This window comes from Burkholderia sp. SR8, from assembly GCF_052851275.1.
Genome location: NZ_JAULUC010000022.1, coordinates 90,745 through 112,104, shown reverse-complemented (window position 1 = coordinate 112,104; position 21,360 = coordinate 90,745). Strand labels below are relative to the sequence as shown.

Genomic DNA, 21,360 nt, shown 5'->3' with positions numbered 1-21,360 from the left:
GATATCGAATCGGACGCAGAACCAGCCATGCCGCGCAGTGCGCTCTTGAACCCGACGGCCGCGGGCGCCGCCCCGCTGCCGGACGTCCCGCTCGCCCACGCGTCGCGCGAGAAACGCTTCTCGCCGGCGAAACTGGCCGTGCTCGTCGACGTCGCGCGGGAGCTCGGCCTCGACCCGGCTGCCGTGCTCGACGGCACCGGCCTGTCGCCTGACGCCGTCGCCGACCCGTTCACGCTCACGTCGCCGCTGCAGTTCCTGACCGCCGCGCGCAACGCGATCGGCCGCTACGGCGCGACCGACCTCGGCGTGCGCGTCGGCCTCCGGCTGCATGCGTCGAGCTACGGGATGTACGGCTACGCGATGCTGTGCTCGGAATCGCTCGCGCACGCGTTCGATTCCGCCGTCAAATATCACCGGCTCGCGAACGGAATGCTCGCGATCCGCTGGGTCGAACAGGGCGACACCGCGTCATGGCTGTTCCCCGATCCGCATGAAGCCGCGCTGCCCGAGCCGGACCTGCCGCTGTACCGCTTCCTGATCGACGTGCAGTTCGCGCTGCACGTGACCATCATCAAGGACGTGATGGGCGCGTGGTGCGTGCCGGCCCGCGCGCAGTTCGCGCAGCCGCGGCCGGCGCACGCAGCGCAGCTCGCCGACGCGCTCGAATGCCCGATCGCGTTCGATCAGCCGCATCACGTGCTCAGCTATCCGGCCGCATGGCTCGCGCGCGCGCCGCAACTGGCGAACCCGATCACCGCCGCGCAGGTGTCGTCGCACTGCGCGCGGCTGCTCGACGAATTGCGCAGCCAGGCCGGCATCACGCGGCGCGTCTATCAGGAACTCACGCGTACGCCCGGGCAGTTTCCGGACATCGACGCGATCGCCGACACGCTGTGCATGACGTCGCGCACGCTGCGCCGCAAGCTCGACGCCGAGGGCACGTCGTACAGCGAGCTGCTGACGAGCGTGCGCAAGGCGCTCGCGATCGACTACCTGAGCACCACCACGCTCAGCACCGAGGACATCGCGCTGACGCTCGGCTTCAGCGACGCAGTCGGATTCCGCCATGCGTTCAAGCGCTGGACCGGAATGACGCCGAGCGACGTGCGGCGCAAGCGCGGCGGGTAGTTCGCCGGGGCGCTGCCGCGCGGTTTCAGCGCCCTTCGCCAGGCGCCGGCTGCGCGACCGGCAGCGCGAACTCGAACACCGCGCCGCGCCCGTCCCGCTCGACGAGCCGGATCGCGCTGCCGTTCAGCATCAGCATCCGGTGCACGATCAGCAGCCCGAGCCCGCCGCTCGTCGCCGTGCCACCGCTCATCGGCCGCTGCGGGCGCTGGAACAGCCCTTCGCGCCGCGCCGGCGGAATCCCTTCGCCGGTATCCGACACGGTCACGACCACGCGGTCGTCCTGCGGCGTCAGCGCGACTTCGACTTCACCGTGCTGCGGCGTGTGCCGCAACGCGTTGTCGAGCAGGTTGGTCAGCACGCGCTCGATCATCGCGAGATCGGCCGATACGGCCGGCACGCGCGGCGGGATCCGCGCATGCAGTGCGATGCCGCGCGACTGCGCGGCCAGCTCGAACTTCTGGAACACGTCCTGCACGAGATCGACGAGCGAGAACGGCTCGCGCTCGGCCTGCACGCCGCCCGACTCCAGCCGCGCAAGTTCGAACAGCGCCTGCGCGAGCCGGCCGACCTTCGCGCTCTGCGCGAGCGCGATCGACAGGTAGCGGCGGCGTTCGGGTTCGGCGAGCGTGTCGGACTTCAGCGACAACGTTTCCAGATAGCCGTGCAGCGACGTCAGCGGCGTGCGCAGGTCATGCGAGATGTTGGTGATCAGTTCGCGCCGCTGCTGGTCCTGGCGCGTCAGTGCGCGCCACTGGTCGCCGATCCGGTCGGCCATCTGCGCGAACGCGGATTCGAGCACGGCGATGTCGTCGCCGCGCCGCCCCGGCGGCGAGCGCGGCACCGGCGGCTGCGTGTCGGGCGCGCCGTTCGCGTCGAAGCGGCGCATCGCGTCGGTCAGCCGGCGCAGCGGGCGCGTGATGAAGCTGAACGCGGTCAGGCCCGCGAGCAGGCCGAGCAGCGCGACGACCGCCATCGACCACAGCGTCGTGCGCAACACGTTGCCCGCGTCGAAACGCGCGGCCAGCCGGTCGTGCGCTTCGCCGAGCAGCACCACGTAGATGTAGCCCGACGGCGGCTGCCCCGCGCGCTGCAGCGGCGCGGCGCTGAACACCTTGCGCGCATCCGGGCTGCGCGGATCGTCGCCGAGGATCGGCAGCGGATCGCCCGCGATGAAGCGCTGCACCGGCGCGAGGTCGACGCGATCGCGCTTCACGTGGCCCGGCGGCGCGTCGTCGCCCTTGATGCGCCCCGCATTGTCGAGCAGGTACACCTCGACGCTCGGGTTCACGCCCATCAGCTGGCCGAACAGCGTGCGCACCGCGTCCGGACGCAGCCCGTTCGCGTCCATCAGCGGCGTGCTGCCCGCGATGTGCGCGGCGAGATCGCGCGACAGGCTCTGCACGACTTCCTTCTCGCGCATGTCGTTCGCGCGGATCTGCAGCCACGCGGACGCCCCCGAGCACGCGAGCAGCAGCACCGCGAACACGCACGACAGCCGCTGGGTGAGCGTCAGTTTCATCACGCGTCCCGCTGACCGGGGGCGGCGAGCTTGTAGCCGCGGCCCCACACGGTGAGGATCCGCACGGGCTCGGCCGGATCGGCCTCGATCTTCGCGCGCAGCCGGTTGATGTGGGTGTTCACCGTGTGTTCGTAGCCTTCGTGCCGGTAGCCCCATACGGCGTTCAGCAGGTCCATCCGCGAGAACACCTTGCCCGGATGCCGTGCGAAGAAATACAGCAGGTCGAACTCGCGCGGCGTGAGGTCGATGCGGGTGCCGTCGACGCTCGCTTCCCGTGCGATCGGGTCGATCGACAGCCCGGCGACGTCGAGCGTGCCCGCGTCGATCCGCGAGTCGCGCGCGAGCGCGTCGACGCGCCGCAGCAGCGCCTTCACGCGCGCGACGAGTTCGAGCACCGAGAACGGTTTCGCGAGGTAGTCGTCCGCGCCGAGTTCGAGCCCGAGAATCCGGTGGACTTCGCTCGAACGCGCGCTGGTGATGATGATCGGCGTGTAGCGCGCCATCGCGCGGGCGCGCCGGCAGATTTCCAGGCCGTCGACACCGGGCAGCATAAGGTCGAGGATCAAGGCGTCCCAGTTGCCCTGCTCGAGCAGGCGCAGGCCTTCGGTGCCGTCCGCGCTGTGCACGACTTCGTAGCGCTCGTCGCGCAGGTGCAGGCTCAGCACGTCGGCGATGTCGGCGTCGTCTTCGACGATCAGGATGCGTTTCGGGTGGTCCATGGCGGTCGGGGCGCTGCGTCGGTAGCGGTCTCGGGTCCGGAAGCTCGTGCTTGCCGCCCCGTTCGGTCCGGAATGCCGGCTCGCCGGGCGGCGGATCGCGACAGCAATGCCGCGCTGCCGACATTGTGCGGAATTTTTGGGCGGACGGGGATCACAAATCGTTTAAGTTTGAATCGTGGCTGTGCGGTCAGCCAATGCCCGTAAGGCTTTCCTTGCTGGAAGGTTCATTGGCTCATTGAAGGGGGCAGGTCGACGGGCAGGTCAATCGCGCTCCATTTTGACCGCGGCCAGTGCGCGCTTGACCTGCGCCAGCTCGACTTCCATTTCCGTCGGTGGCTTCAGGTGCCGGCCGACCTCTTTCATCTTACCGGCCTTCGCCGCGCGTGCCCGGTTTGCCAGCGTCTCGATCGGGATCGACAAGCGCCGGGAAGCTTCCGATACCCAACACCTTCAGTCAACGCCAGTCTGACCGCTTCGTCGCGAAACGCCTTCGTACAGACCGCTCGTGGCATTCGATTCATCCATGCCTCCGTTTCTCGATTTCACGAAACGTTGGCTTCCATTTTTCCGACCGGCCTCACTCAGCCCCACGTGGCGGCTCAGAGATCGAGCACCAGCCGTTCGCCGCGGCATCGCGACACGCACGGCATCATGCAATCGTTGCGGGCCTTTTCCACCGCACTCAGGAACGCGTCCCGATGATCGGGCGTGCCCTCGAGCACGGTCGTCCGGCATGCGCCGCACACGCCCGCCTCGCACGACGTGGCGATCGCGATGCCGTGCTCGTACAGCACATCGGTGATCGACTGCCCCGGCGCCACGCGTAGCGCGCGCTGCGAGCGCGCGAGCTCGATCCGGAACGCGTCGGCCCCGCCGTCGGCAGGCACCGCGGCTGGCGCGGAAAAATACTCGTGATGAAGCCGCGCATCGCCGAGCGCCGGGCGCGCGATCGCGTCGACGGCCGCCATGAACGGCGCCGGTCCGCAGAAATACAGATGCGAGCGCGAATCCATCGCGCCGACGATCGTCGTGATCGCGTCGCGGGTCGCGTCGGGCGTCAGCCCCGTGTGCACCGTCGCGAGGTGCGCGAGCCGCGACGCGAGCGTCGCCCCGTACGCGGCCGCGTCGGCCGAACGCACGAAGTAGTGGAACGCGAACGGCCGCCCCGCGCGCACCAGGCTATGCGCCATCGCGAGCAACGGCGTCACGCCGATCCCGGCGGCGAGCAGCACGGCCGGGCTGTCGTCCGGCGCGAGCGGGAAGTAATTCAGCGGCGCGCCGATCCGCAGCACGTCGCCCACCCGGATCGCATCGTGCACGTGCGCGGAGCCGCCGCGCGACGCCGGCTCGCGCTTGATCGCGATCTCGTACACGCCGTGCTCGACCGGATCGTTGCACAGCGAATACTTGCGCGTGAGCCCGTCGCGCAGATGCAGGTCGATATGCGCGCCAGCTTCGAACGCCGGCAGGGCCAGACCCGGCACGTCACTGACGAGCCGCAGCGAAATCACGTCGCACGCGACGCGCTCGCGCGCAATCACGCGCGCGGCAAGCAGATCGTTTTCGATCATTGGATTCACCGTTCAGGAAAACTCACAGCAGCCCGATCAGCCGCCACCACAACGCATTGACCGGGATCACGAACACCACGCCCAGTAGCGCCGTCGCGATGCAGTACCGGAGCACCGCACCCCGGTCCAGCTGCGCGAGCGCGTTGCCGAACACGATCGGCGGCGACTGGTACGGCAGGACCGTGGTCGCATAGCCCGCCACCTGCGCGAGCAGGCCGGCCTTCAGGTGCAGCCCCTGCGCGAGCAGGCGCGACACGATCGGCACGTATAGCGCCGGTTCCGCATTCGACGTGACCGCGAAGCAGATCACGATCGACAGCGCGGTCAGCGCGAAATACATGAGCATCGGGCTGTCGCGCAGCGCGTCGAGCGCGAGCGTGTCCGGCACGCGCATGTCGAGATGGTTGACGAGCGCGGTCAGCCCGATGATCGCCGCGATGAACCACAGCAGGTCCATCTTCAGCGTCGCGGTGAAGCGCTCGAGCTGCGCGGGCGGCGACGTGCCGAAGTAGGCGAGCGCGAAGCCGAGCCCGACCCAGCCGGGCGCGATGCGATGCACGGCGTCGGTGAACCAGAACGCGAGCGTGATCGCCAGCAGCACGATCGCGTGCCATTCGCGGCGGCCGAGCGCGACGCGCGCCGCCGGTATCTCGACTTCGCCGACCGTATCCGCGAACAGCCACCAGGACGCGAGCACCAGCACCGCGCCACGCACGATCACGCCGGCCGGAAAGAACAGCAGCAGATACTCGGAGAAGCGCAGATGCATCCCGTGCGACTGCTCGAGAATCCCCGCCATGATCACGTTCGGCAGGTTCGCGGGCAGCACCGCGGCAGCCAGCTCGTACGAGCCGACGATCACGAGCAGCAGGATGCCGCGCCGCCCGTTCGCGTGCGCGCCGAGCTTCACGACGTCGCAGTAGCCGATCGCGATCGGAATCAGGATCGCGATCCGCCCGAACGTCGACGGCATCACGAGCGACAGCACGAAGCTCAGGATCGCGAATGCGAGCAGCGCCTTCAGATACGAGCCGCCGATCCGGCGCGCGAGCGCGATGCCGATCCGTTCGCTCAGGCCGCTCTCCTTCAGCGCGAAGCCGATCGCCGCGCCGCTGAACACGAGCCAGAACGCGCTCGACCCGAAGCCGGAGAAGATCTCGGCGGTGGGCACCGGCGTGCAGGTCGCCGCAAGGAAGAAAAACAGCAGCGACACCCACAGGCTCGCGACCGCGCCCGTCGCCCACAGCACGATGCAGGTGAACACGATCGCGACGATGCGTGCGTCCCCGGCCGACAGCGTGCCGCGCGCGCCGAGCGCGGCGACGCTCGCGAGCCCCGCCGCGAGCAGCGCGGCCGTGACGCGGCCGCCCGTCAGCATGCCGGCGCCGCGGCCCGGCCCGCCGAGCGCACCGCCGCTCAAGCGCGCATCACCGGCGAGTTCGCCGGGATCTCGTATTCGACGTGCGACTCGTCGAAGATGTCGCCGAATTCGCGCTGCTGGCGGAACGTCGGGTCCGGCGCGCAGCTCATCGGCAGATAGCCGCCCATCCATGCGCGCAGGTCGGTCACGTCCGGCGCGCCACCGTATACGTTCGCGACCGGCCGCTCGCCGCGCGCGACCGCGTCGATCTGCTCCTGCAGCATCTGGCGGAACATCACGATGCCGCGATCGGACGCGCCGAGGTTCTCGCGCGAACGATCGAAGATCGGGCCCTGCGTCTCGACCGCCATCGCATCCTGGCTCATGAACGTGTCCATCAGGTAGCGGCCCGCCGCGTCGGTGCGCGCCGGCTGGCGGACGATCTTCGGCGCCTCGCCCGCGGGCGGCTGCGCGCCGTCCGCGTTCGGCGTGAACGACACCCAGACGATCCGCGTCGTCGTGTCGTCGACCGGCACGCGCCAGTGCATCTCGGTCATGATCCGCAGCATGTTCGGGAATACCATCAGGTTGCCCCAGCCACGGCCCTCGCCTTCGTATTCCCAGCTCTTCACGATGCCCCAGTCGAAGCGCTGGAAGCCGAACCGCTTGAACGGCTTGCCGAACCCGGACGCGTCGCGCATGCCGAGGTGCTCGAAGTATTTCGAGTGCGTATAGAAGGTGTGCGTGACGTCGACCGCGTTTTCCTGCACCTGGAACCAGTTGCACGCGAGATCGTCCTGCACCTCGAAATGGCGGACGCCGTCGGTGCGCACGAGGATGTCCCAGTTCGGAAACGCGGGCTTCTGCTCCGCCGGCCCCATGTAGGCGAAGATCAGCCCGCCGCATTCGTGCGTCGCATAGCTGTCGATCAGCTTCTTGCACACGCGGCTCGCCTTCGCCGATTCGAATGGCCGCTCCACGCATTCGCCGGCCGCGTTGTACTGCCAGCCGTGATACGCGCAGCGGATCGTGGCTTCCTCGACGAAGCCGTACAGCAGCGATGCACCGCGATGCGGGCAACGCTCCTGCACGAGCAGCACGCCGCCGTTGCCGGTGCGCGCGAGGACGAGATCCTCGCCGAGAATCCGCACGCGTTTCGCCTGGCCGACTTCGGCCAGCTCCGACGAATAACCGACCGGATGCCAGTAGCGACGCAGCAACTCGCCGCACGGCGTGCCGGGCCCCACGCGGGTCAGCAATTCGTTGGTGGCGTGGTCAAGCATGAATACACCTCTCTCTCAGGTTGTAGCGGGCTGTATCGCCCCGGAGACGTCTGCGTACCGGCGACCCTTCGAGTCGCGATACGTCCGTCGATAATCTATTTTTTTAGACTAAATAAAGTGAAGAAAAAATGCAAGGCAGGAAAATCCACAATTTTCAGCGCTTCATCGCCATCGCATCGCCAAAAATCGGCCGATGTGTATAATTAAAAAGACGAACGGCATGCGTGATCGCTGAGATCGACGCGCCGCGCGTCGGCCAACCAGGAGGACAAGATGGCGATCATTGGCGTGATGGGCTCGGGCAAGAACGAATGGCCGGAGTGGGCGACGCCGCTCGGAACGTGGATCGCCGCGCAAGGATTCGACCTGCTGACCGGCGCCGGCCGCGGCGTGATGCTGTCGATCGCGCGCGCCTACGCGACGACGCCGGGGCGCCGCGGCCGCTCGATCGGCATCGTGCCGAGCGAAGCGCACCCGCTGTTCGGATTCGTGCCGATCGCCGGCTATCCGAATCCGTTCATCGACCTGCCTATCGTCACGCCACTGCCGCGCAAGGAAGCGAACGCGCCGGACGACGCATTGAGCCGCAACTACGTGAACGTGCTGACGAGCGACGTCGTCGTCGCGCTGCCGGGGAGCAAGGGCACGCTCGACGAGATCCGCCTCGCGACGCGCTTCGCGAAGCCGTTGATCTGCGCGGGGCCGGCGGGCGCGTTCGATGGCGTCGCGGCCGGCACGCGCATCGTGTCGGCGCTCGATGACGTCTATGCATTCGTGCTCGCGCACGTGAACCGCGCGGATGGCGGCGCGGGCGCACACGTTCCGCCGGCGTGAACCGCACGCGTTCCGGATCCACGGCGCGTCGGGCGCCATCGCTTCCCGTAGTTTCCCGTATGGCCGGTCACAGCCGCGCAATCGTGTCGGCGAGCACGCGCACCCCCAGCATGAAATCATCGATCGACATCGCCTCGTGCGGGTTGTGCGACCCGTGATCGTTGCGCACGAACAGCATCCCGCTCGGCACGCCCGCGTTCGCGAACAGCGCCGCGTCGTGGCCCGCGCCGCTCGCCAGCGTCGCATGCGGCACGTCGAGCCGCGTGCACGCGTCGGCAAGCGCGGCGCGCAAAGTGGCATCCATCCGCGCCGGCGCGCTCGCCAACCGCCGGTCGAAATCGAATCGCACGCCACGCTCGCGCGCGATCGAATTGCATTCGGCGATCAGCAGCTCATGGAAGACGTCGAGCGTCTCCGTGCTCTCGCTGCGCGCCTCGAAGCTGAAATGCACCTGGCCGGGAATCCGCGAAATCGAATGCTCGTCCTGGTCGGTCGACACGATGCCGGTCGTCACGACGAGATCGATGTTGCGTTCGAGTAGCCGGCGCCAGTGCTCGTCGAGCCGCGTGATCAGCTCGGCGACCGCGAAGATCGCGTCGTGCCGCAGGTCGCGCGGCACCGCGCCGGAGTGGCCGGCCTCGCCGATGCAGCTGATGGAGTTGTGCCGCACGTTGCCGCGAATGCCGGACACGACCGCGACCGGCAGCCCGCGCGCGACCATCACGGGCCCCTGCTCGATGTGGAGCTCCAGATACGCATGCGCGCGCCGCACGTCGAACAGCGGCTTGCGCGCCCGCACCGCGTCGATGTCGACGCCCGCCGCCGCCATGCAGTCGGCCAGCGGGCGGCCGGTGCTGCGATGCTTCATCGCGAGATCGTCCGGCGTCAGCCGGCCGAACAGCGCGCTCGATCCCATGTACGCCTTGCCGAACCACGCGCTCTCTTCGCCGCGCAGCGCGATCACGTTCAACGGGTGCGGCGACGCGCGGCCGCTGCGCCGTTGCGCGACGAGGCACAGCAGCCCCGCGACGATGCCCGCGAGCCCGTCGTAGTTGCCGCCATGCGGCACCGAGTCGAGATGCGAGCCGACCCAGATCGCACGCGCATGCGGGTCCGCGTCGGGCAGGCTGAAGACCAGGTTGGCCGCGCGGTCGGCGCGCACCGCGATGCCCTCGCGTTCGGCGTGCGCCGCCAGCCGCTGCGCGGCCGCCGTTTCGCTGTCGCCGTAGCTCTCGCGCGTGACGCCCACGCCGTCGGCCGACAGCGCGCGGATCTCGTCGAACCACTGCTCGGCGAGCGCCGTCAGTTCGACAAGCGGCAGCGCCGCCGCGTCGCGCATCTCGATGTCCGCCGGCGCGTCCGGCCTGTCGGTATGCGCGTTCATCACGCCCCCGCCGTCGTGCCGCCCGCGCGCGCCGGCGCCGCGCAAAAGCGCCGCCAGCGCTCGCTCAGCTCCGCGTCGAGCCTGACCTGCCCGGTCAGCGACGCGATCGCGCCGATGCCCTCGTCCGCGCAAAACTGTTCGAGCCCGTCGATGATCGTGCGCATCACGCCCGGATCGCGGAACGACGCCGTACCCACCTGCACCGCGCTCGCGCCGGCGAGCAGGAACTCGATGGCGTCGGCGGCGCTCCGGATGCCGCCGCAGCCGATCACCGGAATCGACACGGCGCGGTAGCACTGGTGGACGAGCCGCAGCGCGATCGGCTTGATCGACGGCCCGGACAGGCCGCCCATCACGTTGCCGAGCGACGGCCGGCGCGTGCGCACGTCGATCGACATGCCGAGCACCGTGTTGCCCATCACGATCGCGTCGGCGCCCGCGTCCTGCGCCGCTTGCGCGATCTTCGCGATGTTGCCCGCGTTCGGCGTCAGCTTCACCCACAGCGGATGCCCGGTGCGCGCGCGGATCGCGTCGACGACCTGCCGGGTCGTGCCCGCGTCCATCCCGAACGCCATGCCGTCCGCCTCGAGATTCGGGCACGAGATGTTCGCCTCGATCGCCGCGACGTCCGGCCGCGACAGCGCCTCGCACGCGCGTGCGAACGCGTCCGCCGTATCGGCCGACACCGACGCGACGACCGGCGTGCCGTGGCCCGTGTACGCGGGCAGCACGTGTTCGAGATAGTCGTCGATGCCGCGGCTCGGAATGCCGATCGAATTCAGCATGCCGTCACCCGCGTCGGCGACGCGCGGCGTCGGGTTGCCCGGGCGGCTGACGGGCGAGACGCTCTTGATCACGAGCGCGCCGAGCCCGGCCAGGTCGAGCGCCTCGCGATACTCGATCGCGAAACAGCCGGATGCCGGCATCACGGGATTGCGCAGGCGCAGCTCGCCCACGCGTACGCTCAGGTCAGCCAACTTCCACCTCCGTCACCACGTCGCGAATCGCGAACACCGGGCCCTCGCGGCACACGCGCCGGAATGCGCGGGTCGCGCCGTCGTCGAACATCCGCACGCACGACAGGCAGACGCCCATCCCGCATGCCATCCGCTGCTCGAGCGCGACCTCGCCGCGCATCGACGGACGGTCGGCGAGCACGCGCTGCAGCAGCGCGAGCAACCGTTGCGAGCCGCACGTGTAGACCGCGTCCGGCCGATCGCGCGCGATTCTCGCGCGCAGCAGCGCGTCCACGTTCGCGACCGCCGACGAGCCGTCGCTGTCGAACACCGCATGCACGTCGGCCGGCGCGCCGCGCAGGAATTCGGCGGTCATCAGGTCGTCCGGCGAGCGCGCCGACATCACGACCGTCAGCGCGATGCCCGCCCGCGCCGCGCGCTGCACGAGCGGCGCCATCGTCGCGAGACCGACACCGCGCGCGACGAGCAGCAGCCGTCGCGCATCGGCGTCGAGCGTGAACGGGCGGCCGAGCGGCCCGACGATCGACAGCCGCGCGCCGACGCCGAGCTGTGCGAGCGCACGCGTGCCTTCGCCGGTCACGTTGTACAGGAACTCGATTTCGCCGGCGCCGGGGCCGACGCCGTACACGCTCATCGGGCGCGGCAGGAATGGCCGGTGCAGATCGCTGACGGGGCAGACGAGCTGATAGAACTGGCCGGCCTGCGTGACGCTCGCGAGCGGCGCGTCGGCGCGCACGCGCAGATAGCGATAGCGCCGGTTCACCGCGCGATGCGCGACCACGTCGCACGCGTGCGTGGCGACCGTGGCCGCCCACGGCTGCGCGCAGGCGCGCGCCCCGTCGATCACGTCCATCGTTCTCTCCTCGTTACGGTTGGGCGGCAGGCACGCGCGTCAGTCGAGCGCGCGGTCCTTCAGTTCCGGAATCAGCGTGACCGTGACGATCATGTCGAGCACGTAAAGCGCGGCCAGCATCGCGATCGCGATCTGAAACGAATAGCGCGCGGCGAGCGCGCCGACGACGAGCGGCCCGAGCCCGCCGATCGCACGGCCGACGTTCCACAGCACGTTCTGCGCGGTCGCCCGCACCGCGGTCGGGTACGCTTCGGACATCAGCGTGCCGTAGCCGCCGACCATGCCGTTCACGAACATGCCCATCAGCGCGCCGGCCCACAGCATCGTGGCCGGGTCCGTCAGCCGCGAATACGCGAACACCATCCCCACCGCGCCGAGCTGGTACAGCAGGAACGTCGGCCTGCGGCCGATCCGGTCGGCCAGGTGTCCGAACAGCCAGACGCCGGCCATCATCCCGAGCACGGTCACGGCGGTCCACACGCCGGATTTCGTCAGCGAGAAGCCGAGCTGCTTCGACAGGAACGTCGGCATCCAGATCATGATCCCGTAGTAGCCGAAGTTCTGCACCGCGCACAGCACGACGATGCCGATGCTCGTGCGGGTCGTGCGCGCATCGGCGAACAGCAGCCGGAAACGCGCGCCCGTGCGCGCCGGCTGCCGGCTCCGGACGAACACTTCCGGCTCGTGCAGCTTGTTGCGCAGCACCCAGGCGACGATCGCGGGCAGCACGCCGATCGCGAACATGCCGCGCCAGCCGACGCTCTGCAGCAGCAGCGGCGTCAGCAGCGACGCCGCGAGCACGCCGCTCTGCCAGCCGAGCGCCACGTACGACGACACGCGGGCGCGCTTGGCTGCAGGCCACGCTTCGGCCGCGAGCGCCATGCCGATCCCGAATTCGCCGCCGAGGCCGATGCCCGCGATGGTCCGGTACGCGAGCAGATCCCAGAAGCCCTGTGCGAACGCGCACATCCCGGTGAACACCGCGAACAGCAGGATCGTCCAGGTCAGCACGCGCACGCGGCCGCAGCGATCGCTGAGCGCGCCGAAAATCACGCCGCCGACGACCGCGCCGACCAGCGTCCACGTGACGAGCGCCCCCGCCTGCTGCGCGCCCAGCTGCAGCGACGCCGAAATTGCCGGCAGCATGAAGCCGAGGATCAGCAGGTCGAAGCCGTCCATCGCATAGCCGATGGCCGAGCCGGCCAGCACTTTCCACGCGTAGCGCGACACCCTTTCGGGCGGTGCGTCGGCGGCCGCGGTCGCGGAGGATCGAAGGTTCGCTTCCATGATTGTCCGTATCGTGAGGACGGGATATCGATGCCGGCGGTCCGCCTTGCGGTCGTTTGTCGTTTTTTTTAGACAGACTGACCGCAACCCGATCGTCGGCATCGCACAGCTCAAGAGCGTGGCCCGGGCAGATTCGCGCCGGCGTCGCGCATCAGACGACCAGTTCCTTCGACACCTGCGCGGCGAAGCCGTTGAGCGCCGCGAGCAGCGCGTCGTCCGAGCGCCCGCTCGCATCGCTCAGCCGCCGCGCGTGCTCGCGCAGCTCGGCGAGAAACGCCTTCACCGTCTCCGTGCAGACCGCCACGCCCTCCTGCCGTTCGGCGAACGTCGCGGCCGCCTGTGCGAGCAGCACCAGCGCCGCCGATTCCCGCCCGTGCGGCGCCGCCGCGTCCCGGCAGCGCGTCGCGAACCGGTGAATGTCGGAAAAGCCGACGACGTCCTGTGCCAGCCACTGCGTGGCGTCCATAAGGTTCATGCTCTCCTCCTCGTCTAAATATTTAGACTACTCGCATCAAAAACGGAATGCAAGCGTCCGGTGTATCGGGGTTAACCGGGAAGCCTCGCATCGCGATGCCTGCGTCAGAAACGCGTGCGCAGGCCCGCGCCGTACGTGATGCCGGTCGACAGCCCGCCGACGTGATCGACCTTGATCGCCGAATAGAGGTCGGTGCGCTTCGACAGCAGATAGTCGTAGCCGAGCGCGCCGGTGCTGCGATGCGCGCCGTCGGCAAGCGCCCCGCTCGAATGCGTGTACGCGTAGCTCGCCAGCAGCGAACCCACGCCGATCGGCACGCTGACGCCGGCCTGCAGCGTATCGCCGTGGAAGTTGCCGCGCTGCGCGCGGTTCGCGACGTTCATGTACTGCGCGAACAGCTTCACGACACGCCAGTCGTACGACGCACCGACCTGCACCGTGCGCTGGCTCGACAGGCCCGGCGCCGCGGCGAGCGCGCCGTCGAGATCGCCAGGCGTCGCGCTGAAATTCACGTACTGGAAGACCGCGGCGGCCGCGAACGCGCCGCGCGCGTAGTGCGCGTTGACGCTCCATTTCTTCGCGCCGTTCCGGCCGGCCGTATTGCCGAGTGCATACAGCAGCCCCGCATTGAATCCGCCGAACGTCGGGCTCGTATAGGCGAGCGCGTTGTTCCACGCCGAATCGCCGACCACGCCCTCGGCGCCCACGCCCTTGAACGTGTGGAAGATCATCGGCGAGAACGTGTACGAATTGAACAGCGGGTTGAACTGGATCGTCGCGAGATACAGCGGCGTCGTGATCCGGCCAAGACGAAGCTGGCCGAACCGCGTCTGCAATCCCGCGTACGCATTGCGCGAAAACAGGCTGTCGCCGGCGTAGCGGCCGTACGCGCCGCTTTGCGGTTGAAAGTAGCTTTCGAGCACGAAGAACGCCTTGTTGCCGTTGCCGAGATCCTCGCTGCCGCCGAGCCCCCAGAACGACGTCGTCATCCCGCCGCCCGACTGCACGAGCGCCGTGCGCCCGCCGGGTTGCTTCACCGAACCGACGAAAGCGTCGGCGACGCCGTACAGCGTCACGCTCGACTGCGCGTGCGCAAGCGGCGCGATGCCAATGGCGCCTGCCGCGCCGGCCATCAGGAATCCTGCCCGAAATCGGGCGCACGGGGTGCGCAACGTCATGCTTTTCTCCTCCCGGCGCAATGGGCCGGCACGTGGGAATGTCTGGAAGGTGCGATACCGCTGTCGCCGACAGCATCCGCGCGTTCGCCGTTCGTCCAAATATTTAGACGACGTGCGCGCGCACGGACCCGGTGCGGTCGCGGGCCGTTACTGCGCACCGGACGAGCGCAAGCCGCGGTTGTGCGCGCATCCGCTGTCGGCTACGTTAAAATACCCGATACAAAAAAATAGACAAACATCGATCTTCGCGATGCCCGCGGCAGGATGGCGGCGCGGCGCGGTCGCGCAACCCGGTGTCTGTCGATTTTTCACCCGTCACCCAGAGGTACTTCATGTCCACCGCCGGTTCCCGAAAGACCCGTCTGCGCGGCGCGCGCTTCGACTTCGACAGCATTGGCGAGCGCTTGCGCGCGTACCGGATGGCTGCCGAGTTGCGCAGCGAGGATGTCGCCGAGCGCCTGAACATCTCGCGCGCGGCGGTCTACAAGCTCGAACGTGGCGAGATTGTAAAGATCGATACGCTCGAGCGGCTCGCCGCGCTGTTCGGCGTGTCGCTCGCGAACCTGATGGGCGTCGAAGTCGAGTATCACGATTCGGCGATCAGCTACTTCGAGCGCATGCGCCAGATCGAGAGCCGCTCGCAGCGGATCTTCGCGCATTTCGATCCGTTCTCGTTCCTGCTGACCTCCGACGACTACGAAGGCTGGCTGCTCCAGATGCTCGAGGAAAGCATTCCGCCGTCGCTGACCGATGCCGCGTGGCGGCAGACGCTGTCGAAAGTGATGGCGATCCTCGCGGACCGGAAAGCCGCGTTCCGGCGCGCACCGCTGAACGTGACGAGCCTGATCGGGCTGCGCCAGATCGAACAGTTCCTGCACCACGGCCTGGTCGGCCGCCTCGGGCTGCCGCCGGGCGTGCAGCTCGAGCGCAAACTCGCCGCGCGCCGGGAAGTGATGCGGATCGTCGGGATGCTCGAGGACGATGCGAAAGGCGTGCGTATCGGCATCGTCAGCGACAACCTGCCGAACGAGACCTTCCAGATCTTCGAAGACGACGACAGCGCGCATATCGCGGTATCGCCGTTCCGGCTCGGCGAGCTGCCGAACATTCGTACCGGCATCGCGACGATCACCACGTCGGCGGATGCCGTCGCGATGTACCGGAAGATGATCGACCGGCTGTGGACCGATTCCACGAAGGGGGCCGACGGGGCCAGGCTGCTCGTGGACCTGCTCGACCGGGTGTAGTGCGGCGTCGCATCGAGGCCACGCCCGCAAGACCGAAGGCACGACGCCGTCGTCACTCCGGAACCGGCAACCCCAAGCGCCAGTTCAGATTCCTGCGCGCCTGCTGCTCGCACCGCGCGTAGAAGAAGTCGGTCAGGTAGATCCGCGGCCGAACGAGCAGCCTGCCGAGAATCGTCCGCTCGTGAAGGTCGTAAGCCCGGTCGTCGAGATCGGGGCGCTCGGCGCGCAGCCGCATGCCGTCTTCGCGAAACCGGCTGCGCGCGGCACCCAGCACCGCCAGGTCGATATCGCGCACGAAGCGCGTATCCGGTTCTTCCGCCGTGCCCGCATGGGTCGTCGCGAGAATCATCGCGCAGATGCGATCGCACGCCGCGATCCGGCCGCCGGCCTGCTCCCGAAACCAGTCCGCGCTACGCTGCTCGTTGTCCTGCGCGCCGGGCACGAAGATCACGTCATGGAACCACAGCGCGAGCTCGACCGCGTCCGGTTCGGGAATCGCATCGCGTGCGACGTCGAGATGACGCAAGCAGCGCCGCACGTGCACGAGCGTATGGTAGTGGCGCGCCGGCTCCGCATAGCAGCGCGCGAGCCGCCGATAGACGCCGTCGGCATCCGTCCCGCCGCTGCACGACCACAACGCGACGAAGCGCGCCTGCGTCCGGTTCACGTTCGCTCCTTGGGCCGTGGCGGCCATGCACGATCGCCCGATGCCGACATCAGCGCGACGCGTTCACATGAATTCCCTGCGAATGTCGATACTCGAGCGCTGGCCGATGTTTCCGTAGTGATGCGCGAGCCATGCGTCAGCTTCGCGCCGCCCGTGGTCACGCAGCCCGCTCAGGAATCCCCAATCCGCGTTGTACTTGCTCGAAACGCTCAACGCGCTCAATGCGTCGTCCGCGCGAATCGAATGGATCAGCATCTCCTTCATGTCGCCGCGCTTGATCGTCCCTTGCTGGATCAGGTCGGTGACGAACGCGATCGCCCGCATCTCGCGCATCAGCGACGAGTTGAAACTGATCTCGCTGATGCGGTTCAGGATCTCCGCGGCCGTGATCGGTACGCCGCGCCGCACGAGCGGATTGATGTGCACGATCACGACGTCGCGCGTCGCGCAGTTGTAGATCAGCGGATAGATCGCCGGATTGCCCATGTAGCCGCCGTCCCAGTAGTACTCGCCGTCGATCGACACCGCCTGGAACAGCGTCGGCACGCATGCGGATGCAAGCACCGCGTCGGCACAGACGTCGTCTCGCGTGAACAGGCGTATCTTCCCCGTCTCGACGTTGGTCGCGCACAGGTACAACCGGATCGGGCAGTGCTTGCGCAGCGCGTCGAAGTCGACCTGGCTGTCGAGCACTTCGCGCAGCGGATTCAGGTTGTTCGGATTGAACTGATAAGGTGAAAACACGCGCAGCATCATGTCGGCGAACGCGTACACCGGCGAGTGATCGAGCCCGAAGCTGTGCGTTCCCTTCAGCCACGGTGCCCAGCGCAGCGGGTTGTAGCGCTCCGCCGAGCGCGCGACCGCCTCCCAGAAGTCGTGCAGCGCCTGGCGCGCGCCGTCCGCGCCGCCTTTTTGCAGACCGTATGCGAGGACCGCAGCGTTCATCGCGCCGGCACTCGTCGCGCTGACCCCTTCGATCTCGAGCCTGCCGTCCTCGAGCAGCCGGTCGAGCACGCCCCACGTGAAAGCGCCATGCATGCCGCCGCCCTGCAACGCGAGCGCGATCGGTTTGCGCGGGACATCGTCGCGGCGTCTCGTCTGCGTGGTTGCCATGCCTGTCTCCTCGATTCTTCATCATGCGTAGCGGCGGGTGCTGGAACGCACGTCGCCGCGCGACGCAGCACCCATTCAGTCCCCGCTCATGCTCCATGCATCCAGCAGCGCCTTCGCCTGTCGCAGATCGTGCGTAGCGAAACCTTCGGTGAAGCTCGCGTATACGTCGGACAGCACCTGCTTCGCGTCGGCCGTCTTCCCGCGTCGTTGCAGCAGCCGAGCGAGATCCGACACTGCCCGCAATTCCAGTGCCCTCGCACCCTGCCGACGTGCGCGCGCGATCGCGCGGTCGAAGCAGTCGGCGGCCGCGTCATCGGATGCGGCGGGTACCCCCGCGCCGTCCGCATCGTCCGCGCCGTCGGCCAGATAGACGCCCCTGAGCCGGTACAGCTCCGCCTCGTAGCAATGCTCGCCGGATCGCTCGACGATCGCCATCGCATCGTCGAGCATGCGCAGGGCTGCGCGCCTGTCACCCGAACGCCAGTAACTGTCGGCGAGCAATGCGAGAAAATACGGACGCTGATCTTCGCCGCCGGCCGCCCGGTGCGCATCGAGCCCGCGCCGCATCTGCGCAATGCCGCTGTCGATGTTTCCTTGCGCGCTCATCGCCCAGCCTTGCAGCAGCGTCCCGCACGCGAGCCAGTATGGCAATCCGTGCTCGGCCGATACCGCGATGACGGCTTCCGCGCGCTCGGCGGCAAGCGCCGGCTCGCCGCGCAGCTGATGCAGGTGTGCGGCGTAGGTCAGGCTGAACGCCAGCGACGGCCCATACGCGAGCGACTGTGCGAGCGCCAGCGCGTCGAGGCTGCGTTTGAGCGCCTGGTCGGGGTATCCCTGGAACCACAGGGTCAACACGAGGAAGCTGAGCGCGCGGATGCCGGGATCCACGCCATGCGCGAACACGTGCGCCTGATGCTGCTCCGGATCGTAGATCTCGAGCGCCTGCTCCACGTGCGTGCGCGCCGCGTCGAAATCGCCCTGCAGGAAGAAGCACGAACCGAGCGCACTGTGTGCCTCGATCAGGAAGCCCGGATCGTTCGCATCGCGCGCCGTGCCGAGCATCTGCTTGCCGAGATCGGTCGCCAGCGCATATTCGCCGCGCACCACGTGGTGCATCCGCAATCCGAGCTGCGTCGCAAAGCGTTGCGATGCCTCGCCCGTCCGCTCGCACAATTCGAGCGCGCGCGTATAGGTCGCGCCGACCTCCGTCGCGCCATACCCGCGCACGTCCATCAGCACCGGCCCCAGGGACAGCAGTAGCGTCAGTTCCCAATGCGCGCGCATCGCGGTATCGGGCAGGCGCTTCAGCAACGCGAGCGCCGCGCCGAGATGATTCATCGCATCGTGATGGGCCGCATGGCGCAGCGCCTGCTGGGCCGCACGATGCAGGTACTCGACGGCCTTCGGGATGTTGCCGCTCTGACTGTAGTGATGCGCGAGCTCGCTGCAGTAATCGGCGATACGCGTCGGGAACAGCGTCTCGATCGCCTGCGCCGTACGCTCGTGCAGCGTCGTGCGCCGCTCGGTCAGCAACGAGCGTCCCGCCACTTCCTGCGTCAGCGCGTGCTTGAACGAATAGTTGACCTCGGGGAAAGCGGGCCGCTCGTAGATGAACTCCGCCGCTTCGAGATGCGCGAGCAGCCGGCGCAGTTCGTCGTCCCGCACCGGCTCCTCGCCGCAAATTCGCCGGATCAGGCTGAACGGAAACTCGTGGCCGATCACGGCGAGCGCCTGCAGCAATTCCTTTTCGTCGATCGGGAGCCGGTCGATCCGGGCGGCCAGCACGCCCTGCACGGTGGTGGGAATGTGCAGCGTCGCCGGCGTCTCGACGATGCGGTAATGGCCTGCTTCGCCGAGCAGCGACTGCTCCTCGACGAGCGTCTGGACCACTTCTTCCATGAAGAACGGATTGCCCTCCGTCTTCTCCAGAATCAGCTGCTTCAGCGGCACGAGCGTGCGGTCGTCGCCGAGCAGCGCCGCGAGCAGTCCCTGCGCGTCGGCCGGGCCGAGCGGTTCGAGCCGGATCGCACTCCAGTGCGCGGCGTGCGTCCACGCGGGCTGATACTCGGGCCGGTAGTTCACCAGAAGCAGGATGCGCGTGTCCGGCACGTGGTCGATCAGGTAGGCGAGGAACGCCTCCGTTTCGCGGTCCAGCCATTGCAGATCCTCGAACAGCAAATGGACCGGCTGATTCTGGCTCTCGCGCACGAGCAGCTGCCGGATCGCATCGAACGTGCGGTCGCGCCGGATCTGCGGATCCATCTCGACGAGTACCGGACTGCCTTCACCGATGCCGACCAGATAGAGCACGTACGGGACCAGATCCTCGAAACTGCGCTCCAGCGCCAGCGCCTTGCCGATGACCTTTTCGCGGCAGCGCCGCTCGTCGTCCTGCGCGGTGATCTGGAAATAGTTCTTCAGCAGCTCGATGAGCGGCAGATTGGAAAACGCCTTGCCGTGCGATACCGAGAACGTCTCGAGCACCAGTGCGCCGCGTCGCGAACGCTCCTTGAATTCGTGGAAAAGGCGCGACTTGCCGACGCCCGCCTCGCCCACCACGCCGACCACGCGGCCATGCCCGGCCCTCATGGTTTCCAGCGCGCGGTTCAGATGCTCCAGTTCCGTTTCGCGGCCGACGAAGCGCGCGAGACCGCGATGCGCGGACACCTGCAGACGCGTGCGCAATGCGCCGAGGCCGAGCACCTCGTAGACACACAGCGGTGCGGGAATGCCCTTGAGCTGCGTCGCCCCGAGCGCCTTGAACTCGAAATAGCCTTCCGCGAGCTTGTGCGTCGACTCGCTGACGAGAATCGACGTGGGCGCGGCGATGCCTTCGATCCGCGATGCGATGTGGATCGTGTGTCCGAGCGGATCGTAATCGGTATGCAGGTCGTCGGTGCGGATCGAACGGACGACCACCTCGCCCGTATGGACGCCGACGCGAATCTGCAGAGGAATGCCTTCCTGCAGCCGAATGCGGTCGCCGTGCTGCCGCATCGCCTGCTGCATGCGCAATGCCGCGAACAGCGCGCGCTGCGCGTGATCCTCGTGCGCGATCGGCGCGCCGAACAGCGCGAGGATGCCGTCGCCGAGCGATTTCGCCACGTACCCTTCGTAGTAGTGAACCGCTTCCATCATCAGCTCGACCACGGGCACGATCAGCCGATGCGCGACTTCCGGATCGAGATCGTGGATCAACGCGGTCGAGCCGGCCATGTCGGCAAAGAGCGCGGTCACGGTCTTGCGTTCGCCGGCCGGTTCGCCACGCGCTTCCATCGCCGCGTGTTCGGCGCGGATGCGCTCGGCCAGGTGATCGGGCGTGTAGCGGATCGGCGGCGGCGGCGGATCTCGAACGGCTGGCCGCGAAACCGGCGGCGCGGCGGCGGGGCCGGCTGCGGCAGCGTCCAGCGGCGTGCCGCAGTTGCTGCAGAAGCGGGCCCCGGGCGCTGCGTCATGCCCGCAGTGCGGACACGTGCGCGACAGCACGGCCTGACATTCCTGGCAGAACCTCGCATCGGGAGGATTCTCGGATCCGCAGATTGTGCAGCGCATAAAACCCTCTTCCTGCCAAGGGTCGACTTCTCAATATTATGCGCCGGCTGGTGCGGGAATTCAGGTGCGGTGAGTGGAGTGCCGGATATCGATGAGGGGGGGATCGACGACTCGCGCGCGGTAGACCGGTATTCGGCACCGTGCAACAACCGTCCGTGTTCAGCGCCACGCCGCGGCCTGCTTCCGCCCTTCGAACGGATCTGAAGATTCGAC

At 68.2% G+C, this 21,360-nt stretch carries 17 protein-coding genes and 1 pseudogene; 3 read left to right on the top strand and 15 right to left on the bottom strand.

Going from position 1 to position 21,360, the window contains the following annotated elements; all coding sequences use genetic code 11:
* The first annotated feature begins 27 nt into the window (after window positions 1-27).
* Entirely contained in the window at window positions 28-1,128 is a 1,101-nt protein-coding gene (locus Q3A80_RS24485; RefSeq protein WP_446331445.1) for an AraC family transcriptional regulator, read from the top strand.
* Window positions 1,129-1,153: 25 nt separating this feature from the next.
* Here Q3A80_RS24485 and Q3A80_RS24480 read toward each other — a convergent pair whose 3' ends face one another.
* From Q3A80_RS24480 to Q3A80_RS24455, 6 genes and pseudogenes are all read right to left on the bottom strand, one after another.
* A complete protein-coding gene (locus Q3A80_RS24480; protein ID WP_446331444.1) occupies window positions 1,154-2,647 on the bottom strand; it encodes a HAMP domain-containing sensor histidine kinase in 1,494 nt (497 codons plus the stop codon).
* The gene (locus Q3A80_RS24475) at window positions 2,647-3,366 is read right to left on the bottom strand and encodes a response regulator transcription factor (protein WP_446331443.1); all 720 of its coding nucleotides are present in this window, start codon (window positions 3,364-3,366) and stop codon (window positions 2,647-2,649) included. The genes Q3A80_RS24480 and Q3A80_RS24475 overlap by 1 nt, the downstream gene beginning before the upstream one ends.
* Window positions 3,367-3,630: 264 nt before the next feature.
* A pseudogene (locus Q3A80_RS24470) lies at window positions 3,631-3,887 on the bottom strand (transposase); the annotation flags it as partial.
* 78 nt (window positions 3,888-3,965) lie between these two features.
* On the bottom strand, window positions 3,966-4,937 hold the full coding sequence (locus Q3A80_RS24465; protein WP_446331442.1) for a PDR/VanB family oxidoreductase: 972 nt from the start codon (window positions 4,935-4,937) through the stop codon (window positions 3,966-3,968).
* 22 nt (window positions 4,938-4,959) lie between these two features.
* Window positions 4,960-6,357 (bottom strand): SLC13 family permease, encoded by a 1,398-nt coding sequence (locus Q3A80_RS24460; protein ID WP_446331441.1) that lies wholly within the window; start codon window positions 6,355-6,357, stop codon window positions 4,960-4,962.
* Window positions 6,354-7,580 (bottom strand): Rieske 2Fe-2S domain-containing protein, encoded by a 1,227-nt coding sequence (locus Q3A80_RS24455; RefSeq protein ID WP_446331440.1) that lies wholly within the window; start codon window positions 7,578-7,580, stop codon window positions 6,354-6,356. Before Q3A80_RS24455 ends, Q3A80_RS24460 begins: the two co-directional genes overlap by 4 nt.
* Window positions 7,581-7,853: 273 nt before the next feature.
* Between Q3A80_RS24455 and Q3A80_RS24450 the strand changes: the two genes are divergently transcribed.
* Entirely contained in the window at window positions 7,854-8,414 is a 561-nt protein-coding gene (locus Q3A80_RS24450; protein WP_446331439.1) for an SLOG cluster 4 domain-containing protein, read from the top strand.
* A gap of 67 nt (window positions 8,415-8,481) precedes the next feature.
* On the opposite strand, the gene Q3A80_RS24445 is transcribed toward Q3A80_RS24450, so the two are convergent.
* The 6 genes from Q3A80_RS24445 to Q3A80_RS24420 form a co-directional block, all read right to left on the bottom strand.
* Window positions 8,482-9,798: a hydantoinase/carbamoylase family amidase gene (locus Q3A80_RS24445; protein ID WP_446331438.1), complete on the bottom strand. Its 1,317-nt coding sequence runs from the start codon at window positions 9,796-9,798 to the stop codon at window positions 8,482-8,484.
* Window positions 9,798-10,775 carry a dihydroorotate dehydrogenase gene (locus Q3A80_RS24440; RefSeq protein WP_446331437.1) on the bottom strand — a complete coding sequence of 326 codons (978 nt, stop codon included), beginning with the start codon at window positions 10,773-10,775 and terminating at the stop codon, window positions 9,798-9,800. The genes Q3A80_RS24445 and Q3A80_RS24440 overlap by 1 nt, the downstream gene beginning before the upstream one ends.
* On the bottom strand, window positions 10,768-11,628 hold the full coding sequence (locus Q3A80_RS24435) for a dihydroorotate dehydrogenase electron transfer subunit (protein WP_446331436.1): 861 nt from the start codon (window positions 11,626-11,628) through the stop codon (window positions 10,768-10,770). Before Q3A80_RS24435 ends, Q3A80_RS24440 begins: the two co-directional genes overlap by 8 nt.
* Before the next feature lie 39 nt (window positions 11,629-11,667).
* Window positions 11,668-12,915, bottom strand: coding sequence for an MFS transporter (locus Q3A80_RS24430; RefSeq protein WP_446331435.1), 1,248 nt, complete (start codon window positions 12,913-12,915; stop codon window positions 11,668-11,670).
* Window positions 12,916-13,066: 151 nt separating this feature from the next.
* Window positions 13,067-13,390 (bottom strand): hypothetical protein, encoded by a 324-nt coding sequence (locus tag Q3A80_RS24425; RefSeq protein WP_446331434.1) that lies wholly within the window; start codon window positions 13,388-13,390, stop codon window positions 13,067-13,069.
* A gap of 104 nt (window positions 13,391-13,494) precedes the next feature.
* On the bottom strand, window positions 13,495-14,568 hold the full coding sequence (locus Q3A80_RS24420) for a porin (RefSeq protein WP_446331433.1): 1,074 nt from the start codon (window positions 14,566-14,568) through the stop codon (window positions 13,495-13,497).
* A 332-nt stretch (window positions 14,569-14,900) separates the two neighbouring features.
* On the opposite strand from Q3A80_RS24420, the gene Q3A80_RS24415 reads away from it, so the two are divergent.
* A complete protein-coding gene (locus Q3A80_RS24415) occupies window positions 14,901-15,815 on the top strand; it encodes a helix-turn-helix domain-containing protein (protein WP_446331432.1) in 915 nt (304 codons plus the stop codon).
* A 52-nt stretch (window positions 15,816-15,867) separates the two neighbouring features.
* On the opposite strand, the gene Q3A80_RS24410 is transcribed toward Q3A80_RS24415, so the two are convergent.
* The 3 genes from Q3A80_RS24410 to Q3A80_RS24400 form a co-directional block, all read right to left on the bottom strand.
* Window positions 15,868-16,509, bottom strand: coding sequence for an HD domain-containing protein (locus Q3A80_RS24410; protein ID WP_446331431.1), 642 nt, complete (start codon window positions 16,507-16,509; stop codon window positions 15,868-15,870).
* A 36-nt stretch (window positions 16,510-16,545) separates the two neighbouring features.
* Window positions 16,546-17,595: a patatin-like phospholipase family protein gene (locus Q3A80_RS24405; protein WP_446331430.1), complete on the bottom strand. Its 1,050-nt coding sequence runs from the start codon at window positions 17,593-17,595 to the stop codon at window positions 16,546-16,548.
* A gap of 75 nt (window positions 17,596-17,670) precedes the next feature.
* On the bottom strand, window positions 17,671-21,147 hold the full coding sequence (locus Q3A80_RS24400; RefSeq protein WP_446331429.1) for an AAA family ATPase: 3,477 nt from the start codon (window positions 21,145-21,147) through the stop codon (window positions 17,671-17,673).
* Window positions 21,148-21,360: the final 213 nt, after the last annotated feature.

What these genes read in the sequence shown, in the direction of transcription:
- Q3A80_RS24425 (WP_446331434.1), bottom strand. Translation starts at nt 13,390, where the DNA reads ATGAACCTTATGGACGCCACGCAGTGGCTGGCACAGGACGTCGTCGGC.
- Q3A80_RS24415 (WP_446331432.1), top strand. Translation starts at nt 14,901, where the DNA reads ATGTCCACCGCCGGTTCCCGAAAGACCCGTCTGCGCGGCGCGCGCTTC.
- Q3A80_RS24420 (WP_446331433.1), bottom strand. Translation starts at nt 14,568, where the DNA reads ATGACGTTGCGCACCCCGTGCGCCCGATTTCGGGCAGGATTCCTGATG.
- Q3A80_RS24450 (WP_446331439.1), top strand. Translation starts at nt 7,854, where the DNA reads ATGGCGATCATTGGCGTGATGGGCTCGGGCAAGAACGAATGGCCGGAG.
- Q3A80_RS24400 (WP_446331429.1), bottom strand. Translation starts at nt 21,147, where the DNA reads ATGCGCTGCACAATCTGCGGATCCGAGAATCCTCCCGATGCGAGGTTC.
- Q3A80_RS24480 (WP_446331444.1), bottom strand. Translation starts at nt 2,647, where the DNA reads ATGAAACTGACGCTCACCCAGCGGCTGTCGTGCGTGTTCGCGGTGCTG.
- Q3A80_RS24485 (WP_446331445.1), top strand. Translation starts at nt 28, where the DNA reads ATGCCGCGCAGTGCGCTCTTGAACCCGACGGCCGCGGGCGCCGCCCCG.
- Q3A80_RS24435 (WP_446331436.1), bottom strand. Translation starts at nt 11,628, where the DNA reads ATGGACGTGATCGACGGGGCGCGCGCCTGCGCGCAGCCGTGGGCGGCC.
- Q3A80_RS24430 (WP_446331435.1), bottom strand. Translation starts at nt 12,915, where the DNA reads ATGGAAGCGAACCTTCGATCCTCCGCGACCGCGGCCGCCGACGCACCG.
- Q3A80_RS24405 (WP_446331430.1), bottom strand. Translation starts at nt 17,595, where the DNA reads ATGGCAACCACGCAGACGAGACGCCGCGACGATGTCCCGCGCAAACCG.
- Q3A80_RS24445 (WP_446331438.1), bottom strand. Translation starts at nt 9,798, where the DNA reads ATGAACGCGCATACCGACAGGCCGGACGCGCCGGCGGACATCGAGATG.
- Q3A80_RS24410 (WP_446331431.1), bottom strand. Translation starts at nt 16,509, where the DNA reads ATGGCCGCCACGGCCCAAGGAGCGAACGTGAACCGGACGCAGGCGCGC.
- Q3A80_RS24475 (WP_446331443.1), bottom strand. Translation starts at nt 3,366, where the DNA reads ATGGACCACCCGAAACGCATCCTGATCGTCGAAGACGACGCCGACATC.
- Q3A80_RS24465 (WP_446331442.1), bottom strand. Translation starts at nt 4,937, where the DNA reads ATGATCGAAAACGATCTGCTTGCCGCGCGCGTGATTGCGCGCGAGCGC.
- Q3A80_RS24455 (WP_446331440.1), bottom strand. Translation starts at nt 7,580, where the DNA reads ATGCTTGACCACGCCACCAACGAATTGCTGACCCGCGTGGGGCCCGGC.